Raw genomic sequence first — 17,908 nt, 5'->3', positions numbered from 1 at the left:
CATAAGTGCGGGCTATGAGCGCGACACAGGTATCAGAGGCCAAAGGGAAACATTTCATCCTCACCCCCAACTGAGGTTGTCGACAGGGGTGTGATTGCATGTGTTTCATCGAACCAGACAAAGGCATCGTACTGATTCGCCAATGAAGCATAACTGTAGTGGCTCCAGCGTTCTGTTTCTGGCCGATATATCACGCCAATATATCGCTCAAGTCGGGGTTTGGACAACGCTTGACGAACCTCATCGTGTCGTCCGGCTCTAAGGTCGAGTAGAAAGCGTTCAGATCCCACGTCGTGCAACAACGATTCATAGCTGTCGGAGAGGGAAGGGCGAATCTGTTTGCGCTCCATTGGGGCATTCCAGTCTGACGCTGCTGCAACCGTCCCGGTATGTGTGCCAAAGCCGATAAGCACGGCACTTCTTCCGTAGGCCTGTCTGCATAACTGCCCAAGGTTCAGCTCGCTTCTTTCCTTGCCCATATCAGTGAACCGGGCATCACCAATATGAGAATTATGCGCCCAGACAACAGCCTTAGAAGTCGGTCCAGACTGCGTCATAATATTTTGCAGCGTATTGAACATATGTTGGTCCCGGAGGTTCCAGGATTCATGTGCGCCGTAATACATGGCGCGATAGTAACGTTCAGCGCTGGCAACCAGACGGGCATTCTGTTTCGCTTCGAAGAAATCGAAGCCATCCATTTTGCAGTATTCAAGCTCCTTTTCCAGAAGATCAACCAGCATCCGGATTACAGGCTTCTCGCACAATGCATATCCCTGGGAAAGAGATGCTCGACCATACGCCGATGGCTCCTGCGACCACGAGGAGATGCATGCGTAACGGTTTCGAGCCCGGATAGCGGCGTCTTTGTCCACACGATCGAGGTAGGATACTACCTCGCCAATCGAGGCCGTCATATTGTAAAGATCCAGTCCGAAGAAGCCGACCTGCTCTGAAGCAGGCTTGCCGACGTTATTGTTACGCAGAAAGCTCACGAAAGCCTCAAAGTCCTTGTTACGCCACATCCATGTGGGAAACCTGGTGAAGGGAGCCCAAGTGGATGAACGAGCGGGCCTATTCTGCACGCGTCGGTTTATCGCTGCCGCATCGGGCCAGTCGGCCTCGACCGCGACGATAGTAAAATTGTGCTTCTCGATCAGGCGACGTGTAATTGCGGCCCGGGACTGATAAAACTCACTTGTTCCGTGTGATGCTTCACCAAGTAATACCAGGCGGGCATCAGCAAATTTGTCAAAAGCGCAGGCAAATTCCTCGTCGTCCACGGAGGGCAGGTGCTCGACTGCGGATCTTATCTTGGAGATTGTAGAAACCGTGTTGCTCAATTGTAAGCGTGGCGCATCTGACGACGAGGTCGTCAGATAATGCTGAAACCACTCAGCAGCCATCCCGATAGCCTTTTCGAGTGCACCCGGTTCCTCAAATAGATGGGTTGCTCCCGGTACAATTCTGATTTCTTTGTCACATCTGATTGAAGACAGTGCATCATTATTCAGTTTGAGTACCTGTTCATCTTTGGAACCTACTATCAGGAGCGTTGGTGATGCGACTGTCGCAAGAGCCGAACCAGCCAAATCCGGGCGGCCTCCACGAGACACGATAGCTCTCACTCGCTCTGGAATTTTTGACGCTGCCATTAACGCAGCCGCGGCCCCGGTACTCGCGCCGAAGAAGCCCATGGGCAGGTCAGCAACATCTGGCTCCCCGATAATCCATACTGAAGCATCAAGCAGACGCCCGGCAAGCAAGGAGATATCAAAGACATTATGTCGATCAGTGGCCTCGTCGGTCGTGAGCAAATCCAGAAGAAGAGTTGCGAACCCTTCATGATTAAGTCGCCTGGCTACCGAAATGTTACGTGGGCTTAGCCTGCTCGATCCGCTACCGTGTGCGAACACGACAATGCCTTTGGGATTTGCAGGTACGTAAAGGTCACCAAGCAGGTTACAGGGCGGAATTGCGACGCGACGCGCAACTGTTCCGATCTGGCTTTCGTCGGCGAGCTTCCAGCCTTGGCGCAAGTACCCGGTGGTTTCTTCATCTGTAAGCTGATGAAAATCTTCATAGAATTCACCTACCGCCGAAAATTTGGCGACGGTATGCAAGCAGATGACTGAATCGGCAAACTGCCTCATCTCGGCAAGTGCTTCTTCCGGGCCAACAGGAATAGCAAGAATTACCCTGGATGCTCCCTGACTTCTCATGGCAATAATTGCAGCTTTGGCCGTGGCACCAGTGGCCAGACCATCATCAACAATTATGGCAGTGTGCCCGGCAGGGCGAATCTGGGTGCGGCCGTCAAGATAAAGAGAGCGCCTTCGCTGAATCTCTGAAAGTTCATGCCGCTTTACGCGCTCGATATACGCATCGGTTGCCCCCGTCACTAGCTGAACTTTTTCATTAATCACCACCTCGTCCGGATCGCCTTCCACAACGGCACCAAGTGCAACTTCCGGTGCACCTGGCGCGCCAATTTTGCGAACGAGAATGAGATCAAGAGGTGCTCTCAAGGCGAGAGCGATTTCCAGCGCTACCGGAACACCTCCTCGCGGTAATGCGTAAACAATGGGTTCTTTGGGTTTGGCTTCGAGCAGTCTGGCAGCCAGCCGTCGACCAGCATCGGTTCTATCGCTAAACTGAAAATTGTTCATCATAAGGTAATCCTGCATCAATATCTGCAGGTGCGCGTTGACGAGGATCAAATTTCATCGACGAGTTCGCCACCGCTCCGTTACAAGCGAAATCGCGGTCTCTCACCGGGTGCCATGAAGATCTGTCGCCGAAAATCAGTTCAAGGTTGTTTCTCAGCAGGCAACGAAATGGCGAAAAGACGCTACTGGTTCTCAGTAAGGAAAGATTGCGGCACAATAAAACGCTTGGCGTTGATCGCTCCAGTGAAGTCATATCGACGCTTTTCCGGGCAGCTATTTGAGTGTATTGTAATTTAGGGGCGTGTTCGGGTTGCGGACTTTCTTATAGCGGGGTCGGTGATCCTTTTGGTATGAAAACACCAATGGGGACTTTGATGCCGGAAACCGATTCACCAGGATCGCATGGCCGCTTTCCGCAAGCAATCGTTTCTCGCCAGTTTGAAGGCATGGCTGGGTATATTCTGGCTTTCTTTGTTGTCGGTGTGTCGCTGATTGTCCGCCTCATGTTGGCAGGCGCGTTGGGAAACACTGTTCCGTTCATACTATTTGTTCCTTCTATTCTGGTGTCAGCAATTCTGGGAGGTAGGGGCCCAGGAGTTTTGGCACTGGGGTTCTCGCTTGTGGCTTGCTTGATATGGTTGCAACCAGATGGCGCAGTTTGGTTGCAGCTTACAACATTCGTTGTCGTTGGAACCATAATTGTCTGGATGGGCGAGATGTTACATCGTGCCAGGCGCATTTTAGATCGATCGAAAGATCAGCTAAGCGAGCGCGAAGCTCATCTCCGCTCCATACTGGATACGGTCCCTGACGCCACTATCGTAATTGATGAGCAGGCACATATTACCTCGTTCAGCTCTGCGGCGGTTCGACAGTTCGGCTATACCGAGGAAGAAGTGCTGGGTCGAAATGTCAAGATGCTGATGCCAGAACCTTATCAACATGAGCACGACGACTATATGAAGCGATATCTTACGACCGGAGAAAAGAGAATTATCGGTATCGATCGGGTGGTTGTCGGATTGCGCAAGGATGGTTCAACTTTCCCGATGAAACTTGCCGTCGGAGAGTCTATTTCTCCGGTCGGGCGACATTTTACAGGGTTCATTCGCGATCTGACAGAACGCGAGCAAACGGAGGCCCGGTTGTACGAAGTTCAGAATCAGCTCGCGCGACTGGCAAGACTAAATGAGCTGGGGGAAATGGCGGCTGTCTTGGCACATGAACTCAATCAACCGCTCGCAGCAATATCAAATTATGCGCATGGCGCAGTGCAATATCTCAATGGCCTGGATAAAGAAACATCTGATTACCTCAGGGGTGCTCTTGAGGAAACAGCACAGCAGGCTTTGCGTGCCGGCGAAATTATTCAGCGCCTGCGTGCATTTGTAACTATAGGTGATATGGAAAGATCAGCTGTCAATGTCCAGAAACTGGTTGAAGAGGCGAGTGCACTGGCCTTGGTGGGATCGCGGGAGCTTGGGGTACATACAACGTTTGAGCTCAAGACAAATGCAACAGAGGTTTTGGCCGACAAGATTCAGATCCAGCAAGTGCTCATAAATCTAATCCGGAATGCGGTCGAATCCATGCGGGAGGTGCGTCGACGTGAGCTTCTAATCCGCACTTGTCTGTCGGATGAAAAACATATCATGATCGAGGTGATGGATACGGGAACAGGAATACCGGACGAAATCGCATCTCGTCTATTTCAACCTTTTGTCACCAGTAAACCCAATGGAATGGGGATTGGACTCTCGATTTCAAAGCGTATTCTGGATGCGCACGGTGGCTCGATTGAAATGGAGAAAAATGGAGAATTCGGAACCGTATTCCGGTTTGTTCTCCCGATCTTAAGACAGGATAGCACCCATGCTGTTAAATGATCTTAGCGTGCATATTGTCGACGACGAAGAACCTGTCCGAAAGTCGTTGGCTTTCATGCTAACCGCTATGGGATTCATGGTGCGCATCTATCCTTCCGCGGCCGAGTTCTTGGCGCGGGTTCCTTCCGATAGTAACGCATGTTTGATCACAGATGTTAGGATGCCGGGGATGAGCGGCGTTGAATTGATGCAACAACTTGCGCGTATGGACGTCAGGATCCCGACTATTGTCATCACTGGGCATGGGGACATTCCGATGGCCGTAACCGCGATGAAGGCCGGGGCGGTCGATTTTCTGGAAAAGCCCTTTTCGGAGGAAAATTTGGTCGAGGCCCTTCGTAGAGCATCTGAGGCCTTAAGCAACCATAACGCGGATTGCAATGAAGCGTTGGTGCGGAGTGGGTTTATGCAGCTATCCGATCGGGAACGCGAAGTTCTTCTTTTGGTTGTCGCGGGGCTTCCGAATAAATCCATAGGTCATAATCTTGCAATCAGTCCTCGTACAGTCGAAGTACATCGAGCAAATATCATGAACAAGATGCATGCTCGCAACCTGCCCGATCTGGTGCGAATGGCGATTTCGGCTGGATTGTCATCCATTGGTCGAGAAAATTGACAATGCTGATAGATTTTGATCTGTGACAAAGCAATAATGCAAATTTAGCACGACCATTATCCTGATCCGATTCCTCTCCAGACGAGATCATGAGGAGGCGCCAATATGGCAGGGCCTTTGGTCGTCATATCTGCGGCAGATCCTGTTTTGCGGGATTCGATACTATTCTTGCTTGCAAGCGAAAAAATTACCGGAATAGCGTTTCCGGATTTGGAAACAGCGTTTGCATCAAATCACGCCAAGGCAGCAATATGCGCTATCATAGATGACAGCATTATCGAAGGTGATGTTGCCACATTCATCCCTCAACTTGTTCATTTTGGCAAACCGATGGTGTTTCTAACAAGTGATATTGCCCGCATGCCGCCATTGCCACTCGTCGTGCCGCTGACCAAGCCATTTTTGGGGCGACCGCTCGTCGCCATGATACGGGCAATAATAGTGTCAGACTCATTGCGTTCCAATACGTAGTCTTACTTACGGACAAAACCGAATTTCACTTCATCCTTTGCTCTGCAATTATTCATTCGGAACAAAGAGGGATGAACAATGAGTATCACTCAATTCGCATCTTTATCTCCCGGTTCGACCGGGGTCACAGGGAACCATGCATTCCAGATGAACGGTGTCCCAGCCGGTTCCTCCACGCAAAAATACTTGCCCGCAGGATTCGAGATATATGCGCAAGGTGAGAAATGCGATGCCCTATATAAGGTGGCATTCGGTGGAGTACGCATTTTCAGATTGCTGGCAGACGGTCGTCGACAAATCTCTGCGTTCTGCCTTTCAGGTGAGATATTTGGTTTTGAATCGGGCGAAACACATCATTTTTTTGCAGAGACCCTTTGTCATTCAGCTGTTTCCTGCTGGCCGATGAACACGTCTTCCAGAACCATGGACGCTGAGTTATTACCCATGGCTATTCAAGGCCTTGTGCGAGCTCAGGAACATCTCCTCGTGCTTGGGCGTCAGGACGCCACGCAACGCATCGCAGCATTCTTTCTGGAGATGGCGGAGCGGCAGGGTGATTTGGAAATCGTAGAGCTTCCGATGTCACGAAACGATATAGCCGATTACCTCGGCTTGTCACTCGAAACGGTGTCACGCACCTTCTCCAGGCTCAAATGTAACGGCGTTATTCGTTTGTTTAGTCTGCGATGTGTGAAACTCGTCAATCGTAAGCATCTAGAAAAACTTGCGTCATGATTTAACAATGACAGAGACCAGATTCCGATAAATGGCTGAAAGGAGGTGACTAAGTGCACCTCCAAAGAGCCCTTTGCATAGGGGGTCCGAGCCATGATACACAATTTCTATATGCCACGACCAGAACGCTGCTTCGTCTGCCATGTGTCGTGACGTTTGTGAAGACGAATGCATTAGCGTCCTCCGTGGTGACATTCGATGCTCACCATGGTCACGAATATTACTTAACTGGAAATAAGCAGGTTAAGTTCTTGTTGCTTTAGAAGGGAGCGTGTGACCCCCCCGAACGCCCACTCACGCAAACGGCTATGTCCGTAAGCTCCCGCTACAACTAGGTCCGCCCGACTTTCATCGATGAATCGTAACAAAGAAGTCACTTCGTCGTCGGTTTTGATGAACTCGGTTCTGGCGACAACGCCATGGCCTACCAGAAAATCTTTGATATCATTAGTGCTCTCATGCAATTCTTGTTGGATATCTGAAGTTGCAGCTACGACAATAACTTCATTTGCTTCGCGTAAGAGGGGAACAGCATCTGCTACCGCTCGACGCGCTTCCCTTGTATCTTTCCACGCGATCAGGATTTTCTTGAAATGTATTTCCTCGAGCGTTCTGCCCAGAATAAGTAGGGGACGACCAGATCTCAATACGACGCCGGCCGTATCTGCATGACGGTAATTGTCAACAGGGAACGCGGTATCTGATGCCGCCATGATAACAAGATCGGCTACCCGAGCAGCATCGACAATAGCCGATGTGGCCGCCGCCAGTCCTTGTCTCCACTCGGTTCTGAGAAAACCGGCACTCAATCGATCGAACTCTTTTCGCACCTGAACGAACCTTCGCATAGATAAGTCGTCGCGTGTTTCTTGCCAGACTTCTATGGCAAGCGATGGATCTTCCGTCCCGACCAAAGGAAGTGCTACATCTGCGGCGCAAAGACCGATCAGTTTGGCTTCGTGGCAGCCTGCAATGTGGATTGCAGTTCTAATGACATTGTATATTGGTGCGTCGACATCCAGAGATACCAGAATGGACTTGTAGCTCATCGGTTAGTTCCTTCGATTGAAGCTTCAGACGGTCAGTATAGCGCGCTGGAAAACGGCTACATTGACGTGGGTCAATTGAATATTGGCTTATCGAAAAGGAGTTACGACGCGGCGCTTTTCGCGGGATGGACTAATGTTCCGGCACGCCCGCTGATGATGTCCGAAGCATCTTCAAGCCTCCCGATTGCAACGTTTTTGCCGACGTTTTGACAAAAACTACTCGGGTTGCAATTTTCGATAGACAATGACAAGAGCTAGCATTCTAACAGCAGTAATCCCCCACCCGGCGATAATGGCGAGCAGACCTTCGCCGGCGGCCATATTTAGCGGAAGGTTGAATACGCCCGGTCCCACCATGGACCCGATTACAAGGGCAGAAAGAGCCCCTAGACGCAATTTGCCTTTGGCGGGCGCTTCAGCCATATCTGCCGACCTTGCGGATAAATTTGTCACGGTCATGATCAAACTCCAGGCTGTGTTTCGCAGCAGAGTGATCCCCAATGCGCTGAGTTGGTACGCCAGTGCGAGGATTGGCGTTCTCTGCGTTCAATTCAGACGGGCAATCGTGAAAACCGTCAGGAGGCCGGAGTTGATCTACGTCAAGGACAGTTTGGTTAAAACGGGTAAACTTTTGATATCAGACAGCTGAGAGAAATTACGATGAAAGCTCTTGTTTTCGAAGGTCCCGGTAAAAAATCGCTGCAAAATAAAGCCATCCCGGTTATTAAGGATTCTACCGATGCCTTAGTGAAGATCACTCGCACGACCATCTGTGGCACCGACCTCCATATCCTTAAAGGAGATGTGCCGAGTTGTACGCCGGGCCGAATACTCGGTCACGAGGGAGTCGGGATTATTGAGGAGGTGGGCGTTGGTGTCACCCAATTCAAAAAAGGTGACCACGTACTTATTTCATGTATTTCTTCATGCGGGAAATGTGAATATTGTCGAAGGGGTATGTATTCGCACTGTACGACCGGTGGTTGGATACTTGGCAATACGATTGATGGAACTCAAGCCGAGTTTGTGCGAATACCTCACGCGGATACGAGTCTTTACCCGATACCAGAGGGCGCTGACGAAGAAGCTCTGGTGATGCTCAGTGATATTCTTCCAACCGGGTTCGAATGCGGCGTTCTTAATGGAAATGTGGCACCGGGAAGTACGATTGCAATAGTTGGGGCTGGTCCCATCGGCCTAGCGGCGTTACTCACAGCCCAGTTTTATTCCCCTGCCAGGATCATTGTGATTGATCTTGATCAGTCGCGTCTCGATGTGGCTTTGAGATTCGGTGCTACCGATACCATCAATGCTACCGGGAAAGCAGCAATTCAAGAGGTATTTGAGATCGCTGGTTCAACGGGCGTTGATACCGCAATTGAGGCTGTAGGAGTTCCTGCAACTTTCGAATTGTGTGAGGAAATCATCGCACCTGGCGGGAGGATTGCCAACATCGGTGTTCACGGGACCGCGGTCGACTTACATCTGGAAAAACTGTGGGCGCACAACATATCGATTACAACACGTCTGGTTGATACGTTTACTACTCCGATGCTCATGCGTACCGTGCAGTCGGGTAAAATTGACCCCAAAAAACTAATTACGCATCGGTTCAAGCTCGATGATGTCATTGATGCGTATGATACATTTCAACAAGCCGCGAAAACCAGGGCAATTAAAGTAATCATTGAGACCAGCGCTGCGGCCATACCCAAGTCTATTTCTGACAATGCACTTGAACCGGTTAACACTGCCAAGGATAGCTGGGATTGTATGCTGGGAACGAGAAGCGGCCTTATCTTTCATGTACGGAGGGTAAACGTGACGGATGAGCAGGCTCTCAAGCAATTCTTCTCCAAGGTTTCAGCGGAGGACTTGAGCTTTCGCTTCCTGAGCGGTGCGAAAGAAATCAGCCATCAACGAATGTTGTCAATGATAGACATAGACCACAAGCAGAAAGAAAATTTTCTGGCAGTTCTCCCCGACAATAACAACGTCATTGCAACAGCCATGCTGGCATGCGATCCCCGGTTTGAGCGCGGCGAGGTGGCAATCTCTGTTCGAGCTGATTTTAAAGGCAAAGGAGTTGCCTGGGAGCTTCTAAGACATATTGCACGTTATGCTGAAGCCCAGGGTGTGAAGTTACTGGAAGCAATCGAAAGCCGAGAAAACCATGAAGCGATCGAACTGGAGCGGGAGCAGGGGTTTTCGGTTGAACCATATCCTGATGACGCCACTTTATTGCTCGTCAGCAAGAGGCTTCAAAAGAGTTGAATGCAATTAATCCATCACCCCCTTAACCTGTTGAAGTGGTTACGGGGGTGATGCGCTGTCACGACAAGATGAAGTATATGAAAATTCCAACGAACAGCGCAGTTAAGCTGAAAAGTGAGAAATACTGGCTGAACATTCTTGATCCCAGTACAACGCTGAAACCACATTTGGCAACCGTATTTGTTATTACTGCAACCCCAACAACCAGTGCGGCCAGATCAGGTTCCAGTTGTCTGGGTAGCGCTGCTAAGCTCACAATAACAGCGTCTGTGTCAGCTAATCCTGATAGTGCGGCAACACTTATAAGACCGGTGTGACCGAGCCATACAGATGCAACGCGGGCTGCGAGGGTGACGGCGGTTATAAGCAGCGCCAATCTGAATATTTCATTTAGTTGAAAGGGACTGCGCGCAGTCGGAAATTTGGGTTCATTTTGGGTACTTCTTGCACTGAAAAGGGATCCAGTAGCCAGAATCAGTGCCGCGGTGACTAGAACCGGCGCCAGCCGTATAGCTGACGGAAACGAAAGAAATCCGGTCATTATCAAGGTTTTCAGTAGTGATATGCTATTGGCCGCAAGTGCTCCGGCCACAAGATCATGGCAGGACGACAACTGTTTGCTGCGGCGGGAATTTGTCAGCGTGACGGCGGTCGATGAAATCACCCCACCCAAGCCGCCGGCCAATATTTGCCCCAGCTTCTCACCAAATATTCTGAGTGCCAAGTATCCTGTAAAAGATATTCCGGTTAACAACACCACCAATGTCCAGATATCGGAAAGAGATAATCCGCCGAAATACTTCAGTCTTTGGCCAGGAATGATCGGCAAGATCACAAATATCATGGCAAGAAAGATAATTCCCGATCGTAACTCTTCCCATGTTAAAGTCCGCATGAACGTATGTAGAGCATGTCGGCTTGCAAGCAGTGCGACCAAAGTGACGCCGCCGGCGACAGCGAACGGCTGGCTACCAATCACAGCCAATACACCAAGTGCAAATGTCGTCATACCGACGACTGTGGATGTCACACTATAACGACGAAGGGATATGGCCTCTCTCATCTCAAAAAGCGCGAGTACTGCTGAAAAAATGCCAAAAAAGCCCGCGATGACCAGTCCGGTATGTCTTCCAGGACTATTTAGATATAACTCAATTGCACCGGATAGTCCGCCGAGCATGCCACATAGGGTAAATGTCCTTAGGCCAGCCGTTCTTTGCCCTGGCATTTCGTCGCGGTCGCGCCAATGGCGTTCCACGCCGACGATTGCACCAATCGCTATAGCAAGACCAAGACGTTCGAAGAGGACAATTGTATCCATTCCAGGGCGCCGGAGCACAAGTTGAAGTTGTTACGTTTATAGCATGAACTTCTGGTCCTGACGCGGAACAAGGCTTGTCCAGCCGAGTTGTCGTTCGATCCTGACCCGCAAGGCGTCAGATGCTTCAGGTTCCCCATGTACGATAAATATTCCTTTTGGCGCTCTTTTAAAACCAGATAGCCACCGTATCAACTCAGTTGCATCCGCGTGCGCCGATAGCATTTCCAATGAAACAACCTCCGCATTGATCGGGATCCAGGAGCCGTAAATCTTCAATTCTCTGCTGCCGTCTCTTAGTGACCGTCCCCGCGTTCCCGCTGCCTGGAAGCCTGCGAGTAAAATCGTATTTCTGGGGTCGGGCCCGAAAGATTTCAAATGATGAAGAACTCGTCCTCCCGTAGCCATTCCAGATGCGGAGATAACAATTTTTGGAAGAGAACTGGCTGTAATAGCTTTCGAACTGTCGACATCGTTGGTATAGCGTGCGATGCTAAAAGCTCTGCGGCAAGCCTGCGGGGACAACCGATGATCGGAAATATGGGCGCTCATCAACTCTGTCGCATCAATGGCCATGGGGCTGTCAAGATAGATCGGTATACCGGCAAGTCGTCCGCTTTCTTTCAATTTCCATAGATGGTAGAGTATTTCTTGGGCCCGACCTACAGCAAAAGCTGGTATAATTAATGTACCCCCACGTTTCAATGTTCGTTCTGCTACATCCCCCAGTGCATCAGTAGCATCAATTTCGGGATGACGACGATCACCGTAAGTGGATTCGATAATTACGTAATCAGCATCCGGAGGAGTCTCCGGGTCTCGCATTATTGGATCATTATATCGACCGATATCTCCCGAAAAAACTATCTTCTTGCCGCCCCAGTCAATCTGCACGTTTGCTGCGCCGAGGATATGGCCCGCATAGCGAAAATGAACTCGCGCACCGTGGTTAAGCAGAGCAGTTTGATTAAACTCAACCCTGGAAAAGTGTTGTAATGCCCTGACCGCGTCTTGCACGGTATAAAGGGGAAGAGCGGGCTTGTGTTTTGAAAGTGAATGTCGATTAAGAAGCTCGGCATCTTTTTCCTGGAGATGAGCGCTATCTTTTAATATTAACTCTGCAACGTCCCGGGTAGCAGGTGTCGAATAGATTTTGCCTCGAAATCCGTCATGAACGAGCTTGGGCAGATACCCACTATGATCCAGATGCGCATGCGTAAGGACCACCGCATCTATCGCGTCTGCGGGAAGGGGAAGGCTGGCCCAGTTAAGCTCGCGAAGATTTTTCACCCCTTGGAAGAGCCCGCAGTCAACAAGGAGGTTGTTGTGGTCGAATGTGAGCAGGAATTTTGAACCGGTAACTGTCCCCGCTCCACCCAAAAACTTCAAAGTTACCAACGATAAGCTCCCTCAATGAAGGGTTAATCGGATCCACTCTGGAAGGTGACCTGCTGTATCATTATGAGGAAGATACAGGCCTTCCAATTTTCTCTGTCATGAAGAGAGCGTTAACTTAGAATTAACTCCATTCCGGTTTGTGATCGCCTTTCCAAGTCATCTGCATCGTATTGAACCGCATGAAAACATACCACCAGTCCGACAGAGCACACTTCCAACAGAGCTTTTCTTTTTCCATGCCAAATTCTTGAAAGAGTCGAATACTCCGGTTATCGCAGAACTAAGCTTGGAAAAATGTATTCCGGTACGTTACTTCGTTTTGCCATGAGTAACCTTGGTTTATGATCTCCATCAACGAATATCTTTCGCTAACTCATAACTTATTATTATCAAAGGTGGTCGAGGTGTTACACCACGGTGCCGACGCCTCGACCTGTCCCGTCCGATGGCGCCATTCGGTTTCGTACTACGGAACAAGGAAATGTTAGCAGAGTCCGCGTGAATGGCTTTGATGTGGATCAAAATTTTACCGTGATTTTTTTTGCGCAGTTATCGGTGATTGAAAGCAAGGCTGCTTCAATGCGGTCGAGGCTCCGCACTGGAAAGCAGACGCCTCGACCTACCCCGCCATAGGTACTCGGTGACTTTGCGAGGCAATGTTGAACTTAACAAAACTGAGAAATATGACTTTGACGTAGATCAAGACCGAATCGCTTGACCCGCCGCCATGTATTAGTTCAAGAGCGAAGACGTGGAAGACTTGTCCTCACTGTCGTCGAGCGCCGCTTTGGGCGCAATAATGTTCTGGAAAAGCCTATTTAGCGGCCTACCGATCTGGTTCAAGCTTCATCTCGAATGACGCCGTATTCCTCCTCGAAGTTACTGCAGTGGAACAGTGTTCCGTGCACCAGTGTGCAGACGGCAGCTCCACGCGAGATCCTGAGCCAGATGCTCTAACCTGAGAGCGTCCGCTTTCTAAAAAGGGCAGATCCAGCCGCGGTATGGAGCAAACTCAAAACTTCATAAAATTTCGGGCAAGGTCAGAGCCACAGTCCAATGCTATACATCAAATCATAGGCTCGTCTACTTCGCGAAATCAAATTCCGGGTTATCATTTATCTCTGTATGTCTTTTGTCCTTAGTGCCTCATCGCTGGCGGAAGTGTGGGGTCAGCTATAAGCCAAGGAATCCGGACCTGATCCGTTTCATGCATGCTCTCTCGCGCGCAATGGTATCGCGCCGGTCAGCCCCAACCGTAATGTACGGTATACTATAATCAATTTCATCTGTTAGGGATTGACTGGGATCAAGTCTGATTCAAGACTTTTGTGCAAAGATGAAATGCGAGGTTTTTTCGGTCGTGGAGCGACCATGGCGCCTGGGTGATCCGAGCAATTGACAAAAGTCGAGGTTCTAGTGATGTACACGCGTAATGCCTATATGCCTATAGCCACCTATCCCGAGGTAGTTGCGGACGGGGCGGTGCTGGCGGCTACGAGTTACGCAGCTGTGCTTGGAGGCACACTCCACGTCACGACGTTCGCGGTCGATATTCCTTATATGTCCTCGGGGTTGGGCGACTTTTTTGTCGACGTCCCGGGTCTGGCCCGTGCGGTCGAGCAGAAGAGCAAAGCCGAATGCCATCGTCTGCATGCCCTGGTTCAAGAGCATGCGGGAGAGAGGCTTGATGTTTACTGTACGACTAGAACGGCTGTGCTCGGCGGTGTGCTGGACGCAGCTGCCGGACAAGCACGATATTTCGACGTTGCGTTGCTTCCTTGGTCAGGGGAAACAATGGTTGCTCAAGATATGGCCCAGGCTGTCGTGTTCGGTTCGGGCCGACCGACCATCCTAGTACCGCCGTCCGCCCGCGCTGCTGCCCTTAAACATATCGCGATAGCCTGGGACGGAGGACGGGTCGCTGCACGTGCGCTCGGCGATGCTCTGGCACTGCTAGCTGAAGGCGGCCGCGTCTCAGTGCTGACGGTTCAGGACGAAAAGCCACTGAGTGGGTCAAATCTCGCTGGAACTCTGGCTTCCTCGCTGGAAAATAGGGGGATCCGCGCCAAGCCTATCACAATTACACTGGGCGAAAGATCCGTTGACGAGGCATTGCAGGACGCTGCCTTGACCGAAGGGGCACAGATTCTGGCGATGGGAGGCTTCGGTCATTCCCGTATACGCGACTTCATTCTTGGTGGCGCAACGAGGGGGATATTCACGCAGGTCAGACTTCCAGTTCTGCTTTCTCATTGAACACTGATTGCGAGCCTGAGGTGGTTACTCATGGATAACAGCAATCTAAGTGGGTGACGCAGTTCGGATTTACCTCTTCAACGAAACGCGCAGTATAGGTGATGCGGACTGCAAAAGCGAAACTCGCGAAAAGCAATCTGCGTCTCGATTGATCACGGCCGGAAACATTGCTGTGCGGTATGCCGCAGGCTGATATCCGTGGAACATCTGGCCGTCGGCGCGGGCCTTACTATTCTTTCATTGATCTGCGAGAGCTTGTGTCGCTATGCTTCAATAACTTGTGATCCGTCCAAATGCGCTCACTGGTCAGCCAGGTCTGTCCCGCGAGCAGCGGCAGCATACTGCATCCGATCGCTAACGCCCATCCTTTGGAACCAATGGGCGCAATTTGCAGAGCAGCAGCGAAGACAGGCAACACAACGGCCCCGAGTATGAGGCTGAGACAAAGCAGGAGCGCAAACCAGACGAGGCGGTTTCGTACCACTGCATTCCGCCATGGACCACTGTGGCTGTGGTGCATGTTAAAGACGTGCCAGAGCTGGGCAAACGCGATAGTGAGGAAGGAGATCGTCGTCGCCTCCTGCGCCTCAAAACTGAAGCCCTTGGTCGCGACGATGAGCGCGATTAATGTGCTTACCGCAATCGCCAGACCATAGCCAACGACCCTACGCCACTGTGCGGCCGAAAGCATCGGCTCTTTCGGTGGACGTGGCGGACGGGCCAGGACGTCCCCTTCTCCTTTACCTGTGGCGAGCGCGAAGGCCGGGAAGACATCGGTCAGCAGATTGAGGAATAATATCTGTAGCGGCGTCATTGGCAACGGCAGGCCGGCAAATATGGCAAGCACGATCACCAGCACCTCAGCGAGATTGCAGGAGAGCAGGTAGATCGAGAAGCGACGAATGTTGTCGAAAATGATCCGCCCCTCGCGAACCGCGTGGACAATGGTGCTGAAAGCATCATCGAGCAGCACCATGTCGGCCGCTTCGCGCGCCACGTCGGTACCTCTGCGGCCCATGGCGACGCCGATATTGGCTTTGGCTAGCGCTGGCGCATCGTTAACACCATCGCCGATCATGGCGACCACCTGGCCTTGGCGCTGAAACCGGTCGATCAGATTGAGTTTCTGCTCTGGAGTCACGCGCGCAAAGACGTTGCAGTTGACTTTTTTATCACCTCCGACTTCCGATGTTTCCTCAAGCTGAGGCAGTTCTGTCCCGATTGTCACAACTGCATCGGGTCCTGAAATGCCGACAGCACGGGCGATGCTGAGCGCTGTGCCGGGATGATCGCCGGTCGCCATCACGACGCGGATACCGGCACTGCGCAAGGCAGCCACAGCTTCCGCGATATCGTGCCGTGGAGGATCGCGAAAGGCCACAAGACCGAGAAAGGAGAGACCCCGGGCAACTGGTTTGTTCAGCTCTGCAACCGGATCAATGGCGACGGCGAGCACACGCAGGCCATCGGCCGCCAGACGCTCGGCACGAGCGAACCATACTGCCCGTGTAGTGTCATCCAGTGCCTCCACCTCGATACCGATCCGATCAGCTGACGCCAGCACTTCTTCCGGCGCACCTTTGACGGCTGCCAAGTGGCCATCGTCGTGGCGGTGTATAGTCGCCATTCTCTTTGTCGCCGTGTCGAAGGGTTCTTCAGCGACTTCCGGATAGTCGTCGAGCTGCTCGCTGCGATGGAGGCCTGCAAAACCCCCGGCACGCAGGAGTGCCACTTCCATCGGGTCTCCTGTGCCAGAAGCGCCATGGCGCTCATATTCTGCGTTCGAGCAGAGCACCCCAATCAGTAGTGCGCGCAGCAACCCCTGATCGTTGGCGGGATCGATCGGTTTCTCGTCTTTCAGAAAAATGGCGCGCGAGTGATCAATCATGAACTCGCCCGAAGGGGTTAAGACTCTCTCAACCTCCATCCGGTTCTCGGTCAGAGTACCCGTCTTGTCGGTAAGAATGAGCGTCGTGGAACCAAGCGTCTCCACTGCCGCCAGGTTCTCTACGATTGCGTTGTTTGCAGCCATTCGCAGCATGCCACGCGCAAGTGTCAGTGTGGCAACGATAGGCAGACCTTCTGGGATCGCCGCTACGGCGAGCGCTATCGCCGTTTCCACCATCACAAAGATGGGCTTCCCGGAATAGACCCCGGCCGCAGCCACTACGGTGGCAAGCACGAGTGTGAGCAAGATCAGATGACGGGAGAGGAGCGCCAGTTGTCCCTCCAGTGGGGATTCGCCACTCTCGGCCCCCTCGATAAGATCGGCGATACGTCCGATTTCGGTGGCCTGTCCTGTACCGGTAACAATGGCCACTCCGCTACCGCGCACGACATGCGTGCCTCTGAACAGCACGGCGCTCCGATCGGCGAGCACAGCCAATTCGGGATTGGCATCGACACCTTTGTCTACCGGGAGGGATTCACCGGTGAGTGCAGACTCGTCAACGCTTAATGCTGAACTGCTTGCGCATCGCATATCGGCCGGTACGACATCGCCAGCTTCGAGAATCACTACGTCACCGGGTACAAGCACGTCGGCGGGAACCTGACGGGATTGGCCATCCCTTCGCACGCGCGCGTTGCGTGTCACGAGTTGCCTCAGCGCTTCCATTGAACGCAAGGCCTGTCGCTCCATACAATAGCCTATAGCCGCATTGACCACGAGTACGGCGGCAATTGCCGCGGCCTGTTTCCATTCCGCATATACGAGCGAGAGCACCATCGCGCTCACGAGCAAGACCACAACGGAACTGGCAAACTGTCGCAATATCAGAGCCAAGTCGGTGACGGGCTTGCGCGCAGCAACTTTGTTCGACCCAAAAAGGTCAAGCCGCCGGTCTGCCTCCTCCTGAGTCAGGCCAACTGTCACGTCCACATCAAAATGGTCGGCAACAGCCGCTACCGGGAGGGCGTGCGATCGGAACGGCAGGGTGCCCGCCTTGACGGATACGGGTTCCATAAACAGCTCCACTTTTTGAGCATGGACGCTCGCGACATACTGAAATCCATGGGCCAGACTAACCTGCCTTGAAAGCGGGTTACCTTGACCTGGGTCAAGTGCCACATACCCGCGAACGCAGGCGAAATGATAGTGTCAAGTGTCTCCGGGTACGTACAAACCAGAGCTGAGTCGATGCCGGTCTGTTGAGGCACAGCACTGTAATCGGCGTGACACGGCAGCAATGCTGGCTTTCCCAGTTCTAATGCCACAGTTCGCAGACCCGGTGAAT

At 51.8% G+C, this 17,908-nt stretch carries 12 protein-coding genes and 1 pseudogene; 7 read left to right on the top strand and 6 right to left on the bottom strand.

Translation table 11 applies throughout. The annotated features are described in order from the left end of the window. Nucleotides 1-32 precede the first annotated feature (32 nt). A complete protein-coding gene (locus tag ABDF71_RS18690) occupies nt 33-2,672 on the bottom strand; it encodes an erythromycin esterase family protein (protein WP_500061824.1) in 2,640 nt (879 codons plus the stop codon). Nucleotides 2,673-3,043: 371 nt separating this feature from the next. On the opposite strand from ABDF71_RS18690, the gene ABDF71_RS18685 reads away from it, so the two are divergent. The 4 genes from ABDF71_RS18685 to ABDF71_RS18670 all read left to right on the top strand — a co-directional run bounded on the left by ABDF71_RS18685 (nt 3,044) and on the right by ABDF71_RS18670 (nt 6,377). Then, a complete protein-coding gene (locus ABDF71_RS18685) occupies nt 3,044-4,555 on the top strand; it encodes a PAS domain-containing sensor histidine kinase (protein ID WP_114048165.1) in 1,512 nt (503 codons plus the stop codon). After that, nucleotides 4,542-5,171: a response regulator FixJ gene (fixJ, locus tag ABDF71_RS18680; protein WP_114048138.1), complete on the top strand. Its 630-nt coding sequence runs from the start codon at nt 4,542-4,544 to the stop codon at nt 5,169-5,171. The genes ABDF71_RS18685 and fixJ overlap by 14 nt, the downstream gene beginning before the upstream one ends. A gap of 105 nt (nt 5,172-5,276) precedes the next feature. Beyond that, nucleotides 5,277-5,642 carry a hypothetical protein gene (locus ABDF71_RS18675; protein WP_114048139.1) on the top strand — a complete coding sequence of 122 codons (366 nt, stop codon included), beginning with the start codon at nt 5,277-5,279 and terminating at the stop codon, nt 5,640-5,642. A 78-nt stretch (nt 5,643-5,720) separates the two neighbouring features. Next, nucleotides 5,721-6,377 (top strand): helix-turn-helix domain-containing protein, encoded by a 657-nt coding sequence (locus ABDF71_RS18670; protein ID WP_114048140.1) that lies wholly within the window; start codon nt 5,721-5,723, stop codon nt 6,375-6,377. A 224-nt stretch (nt 6,378-6,601) separates the two neighbouring features. On the opposite strand, the gene ABDF71_RS18665 is transcribed toward ABDF71_RS18670, so the two are convergent. Then, nucleotides 6,602-7,426: a universal stress protein gene (locus ABDF71_RS18665; RefSeq protein WP_114048141.1), complete on the bottom strand. Its 825-nt coding sequence runs from the start codon at nt 7,424-7,426 to the stop codon at nt 6,602-6,604. Nucleotides 7,427-7,642: 216 nt separating this feature from the next. Next, complete coding sequence (locus ABDF71_RS18660) at nt 7,643-7,885, bottom strand: hypothetical protein (RefSeq protein WP_181834086.1); 243 nt, start codon at nt 7,883-7,885, stop codon at nt 7,643-7,645. A 201-nt stretch (nt 7,886-8,086) separates the two neighbouring features. Here ABDF71_RS18660 and ABDF71_RS18655 point away from each other — a divergent pair. Continuing rightward, a pseudogene (locus ABDF71_RS18655) lies at nt 8,087-9,118 on the top strand (zinc-dependent alcohol dehydrogenase family protein); the annotation flags it as partial. An 81-nt stretch (nt 9,119-9,199) separates the two neighbouring features. Beyond that, nucleotides 9,200-9,700: a GNAT family N-acetyltransferase gene (locus tag ABDF71_RS18650; protein WP_202988017.1), complete on the top strand. Its 501-nt coding sequence runs from the start codon at nt 9,200-9,202 to the stop codon at nt 9,698-9,700. 58 nt (nt 9,701-9,758) lie between these two features. On the opposite strand, the gene ABDF71_RS18645 is transcribed toward ABDF71_RS18650, so the two are convergent. After that, the gene (locus ABDF71_RS18645; RefSeq protein ID WP_114048144.1) at nt 9,759-11,021 is read right to left on the bottom strand and encodes an MgtC/SapB family protein; all 1,263 of its coding nucleotides are present in this window, start codon (nt 11,019-11,021) and stop codon (nt 9,759-9,761) included. A gap of 36 nt (nt 11,022-11,057) precedes the next feature. Beyond that, entirely contained in the window at nt 11,058-12,416 is a 1,359-nt protein-coding gene (locus ABDF71_RS18640; RefSeq protein ID WP_094514957.1) for an MBL fold metallo-hydrolase RNA specificity domain-containing protein, read from the bottom strand. 1,419 nt (nt 12,417-13,835) lie between these two features. Between ABDF71_RS18640 and ABDF71_RS18635 the strand changes: the two genes are divergently transcribed. Next, on the top strand, nt 13,836-14,672 hold the full coding sequence (locus ABDF71_RS18635) for a universal stress protein (RefSeq protein ID WP_094515066.1): 837 nt from the start codon (nt 13,836-13,838) through the stop codon (nt 14,670-14,672). 229 nt (nt 14,673-14,901) lie between these two features. Here the strand turns inward: ABDF71_RS18635 and ABDF71_RS18630 are convergent, their stop codons facing one another. Then, nucleotides 14,902-17,637, bottom strand: a complete 2,736-nt coding sequence (locus ABDF71_RS18630) for a cation-translocating P-type ATPase (protein ID WP_094514959.1) — start codon at nt 17,635-17,637, stop codon at nt 14,902-14,904. Between the last annotated feature and the right edge of the window lie 271 nt (nt 17,638-17,908).

It is taken from the genome of Ochrobactrum sp. WV_118_8 (assembly GCF_039631535.1).
Lineage (GTDB): Bacteria > Pseudomonadota > Alphaproteobacteria > Rhizobiales > Rhizobiaceae > Brucella > Brucella anthropi.
This window is presented reverse-complemented; position numbering and strand designations above follow the sequence as displayed.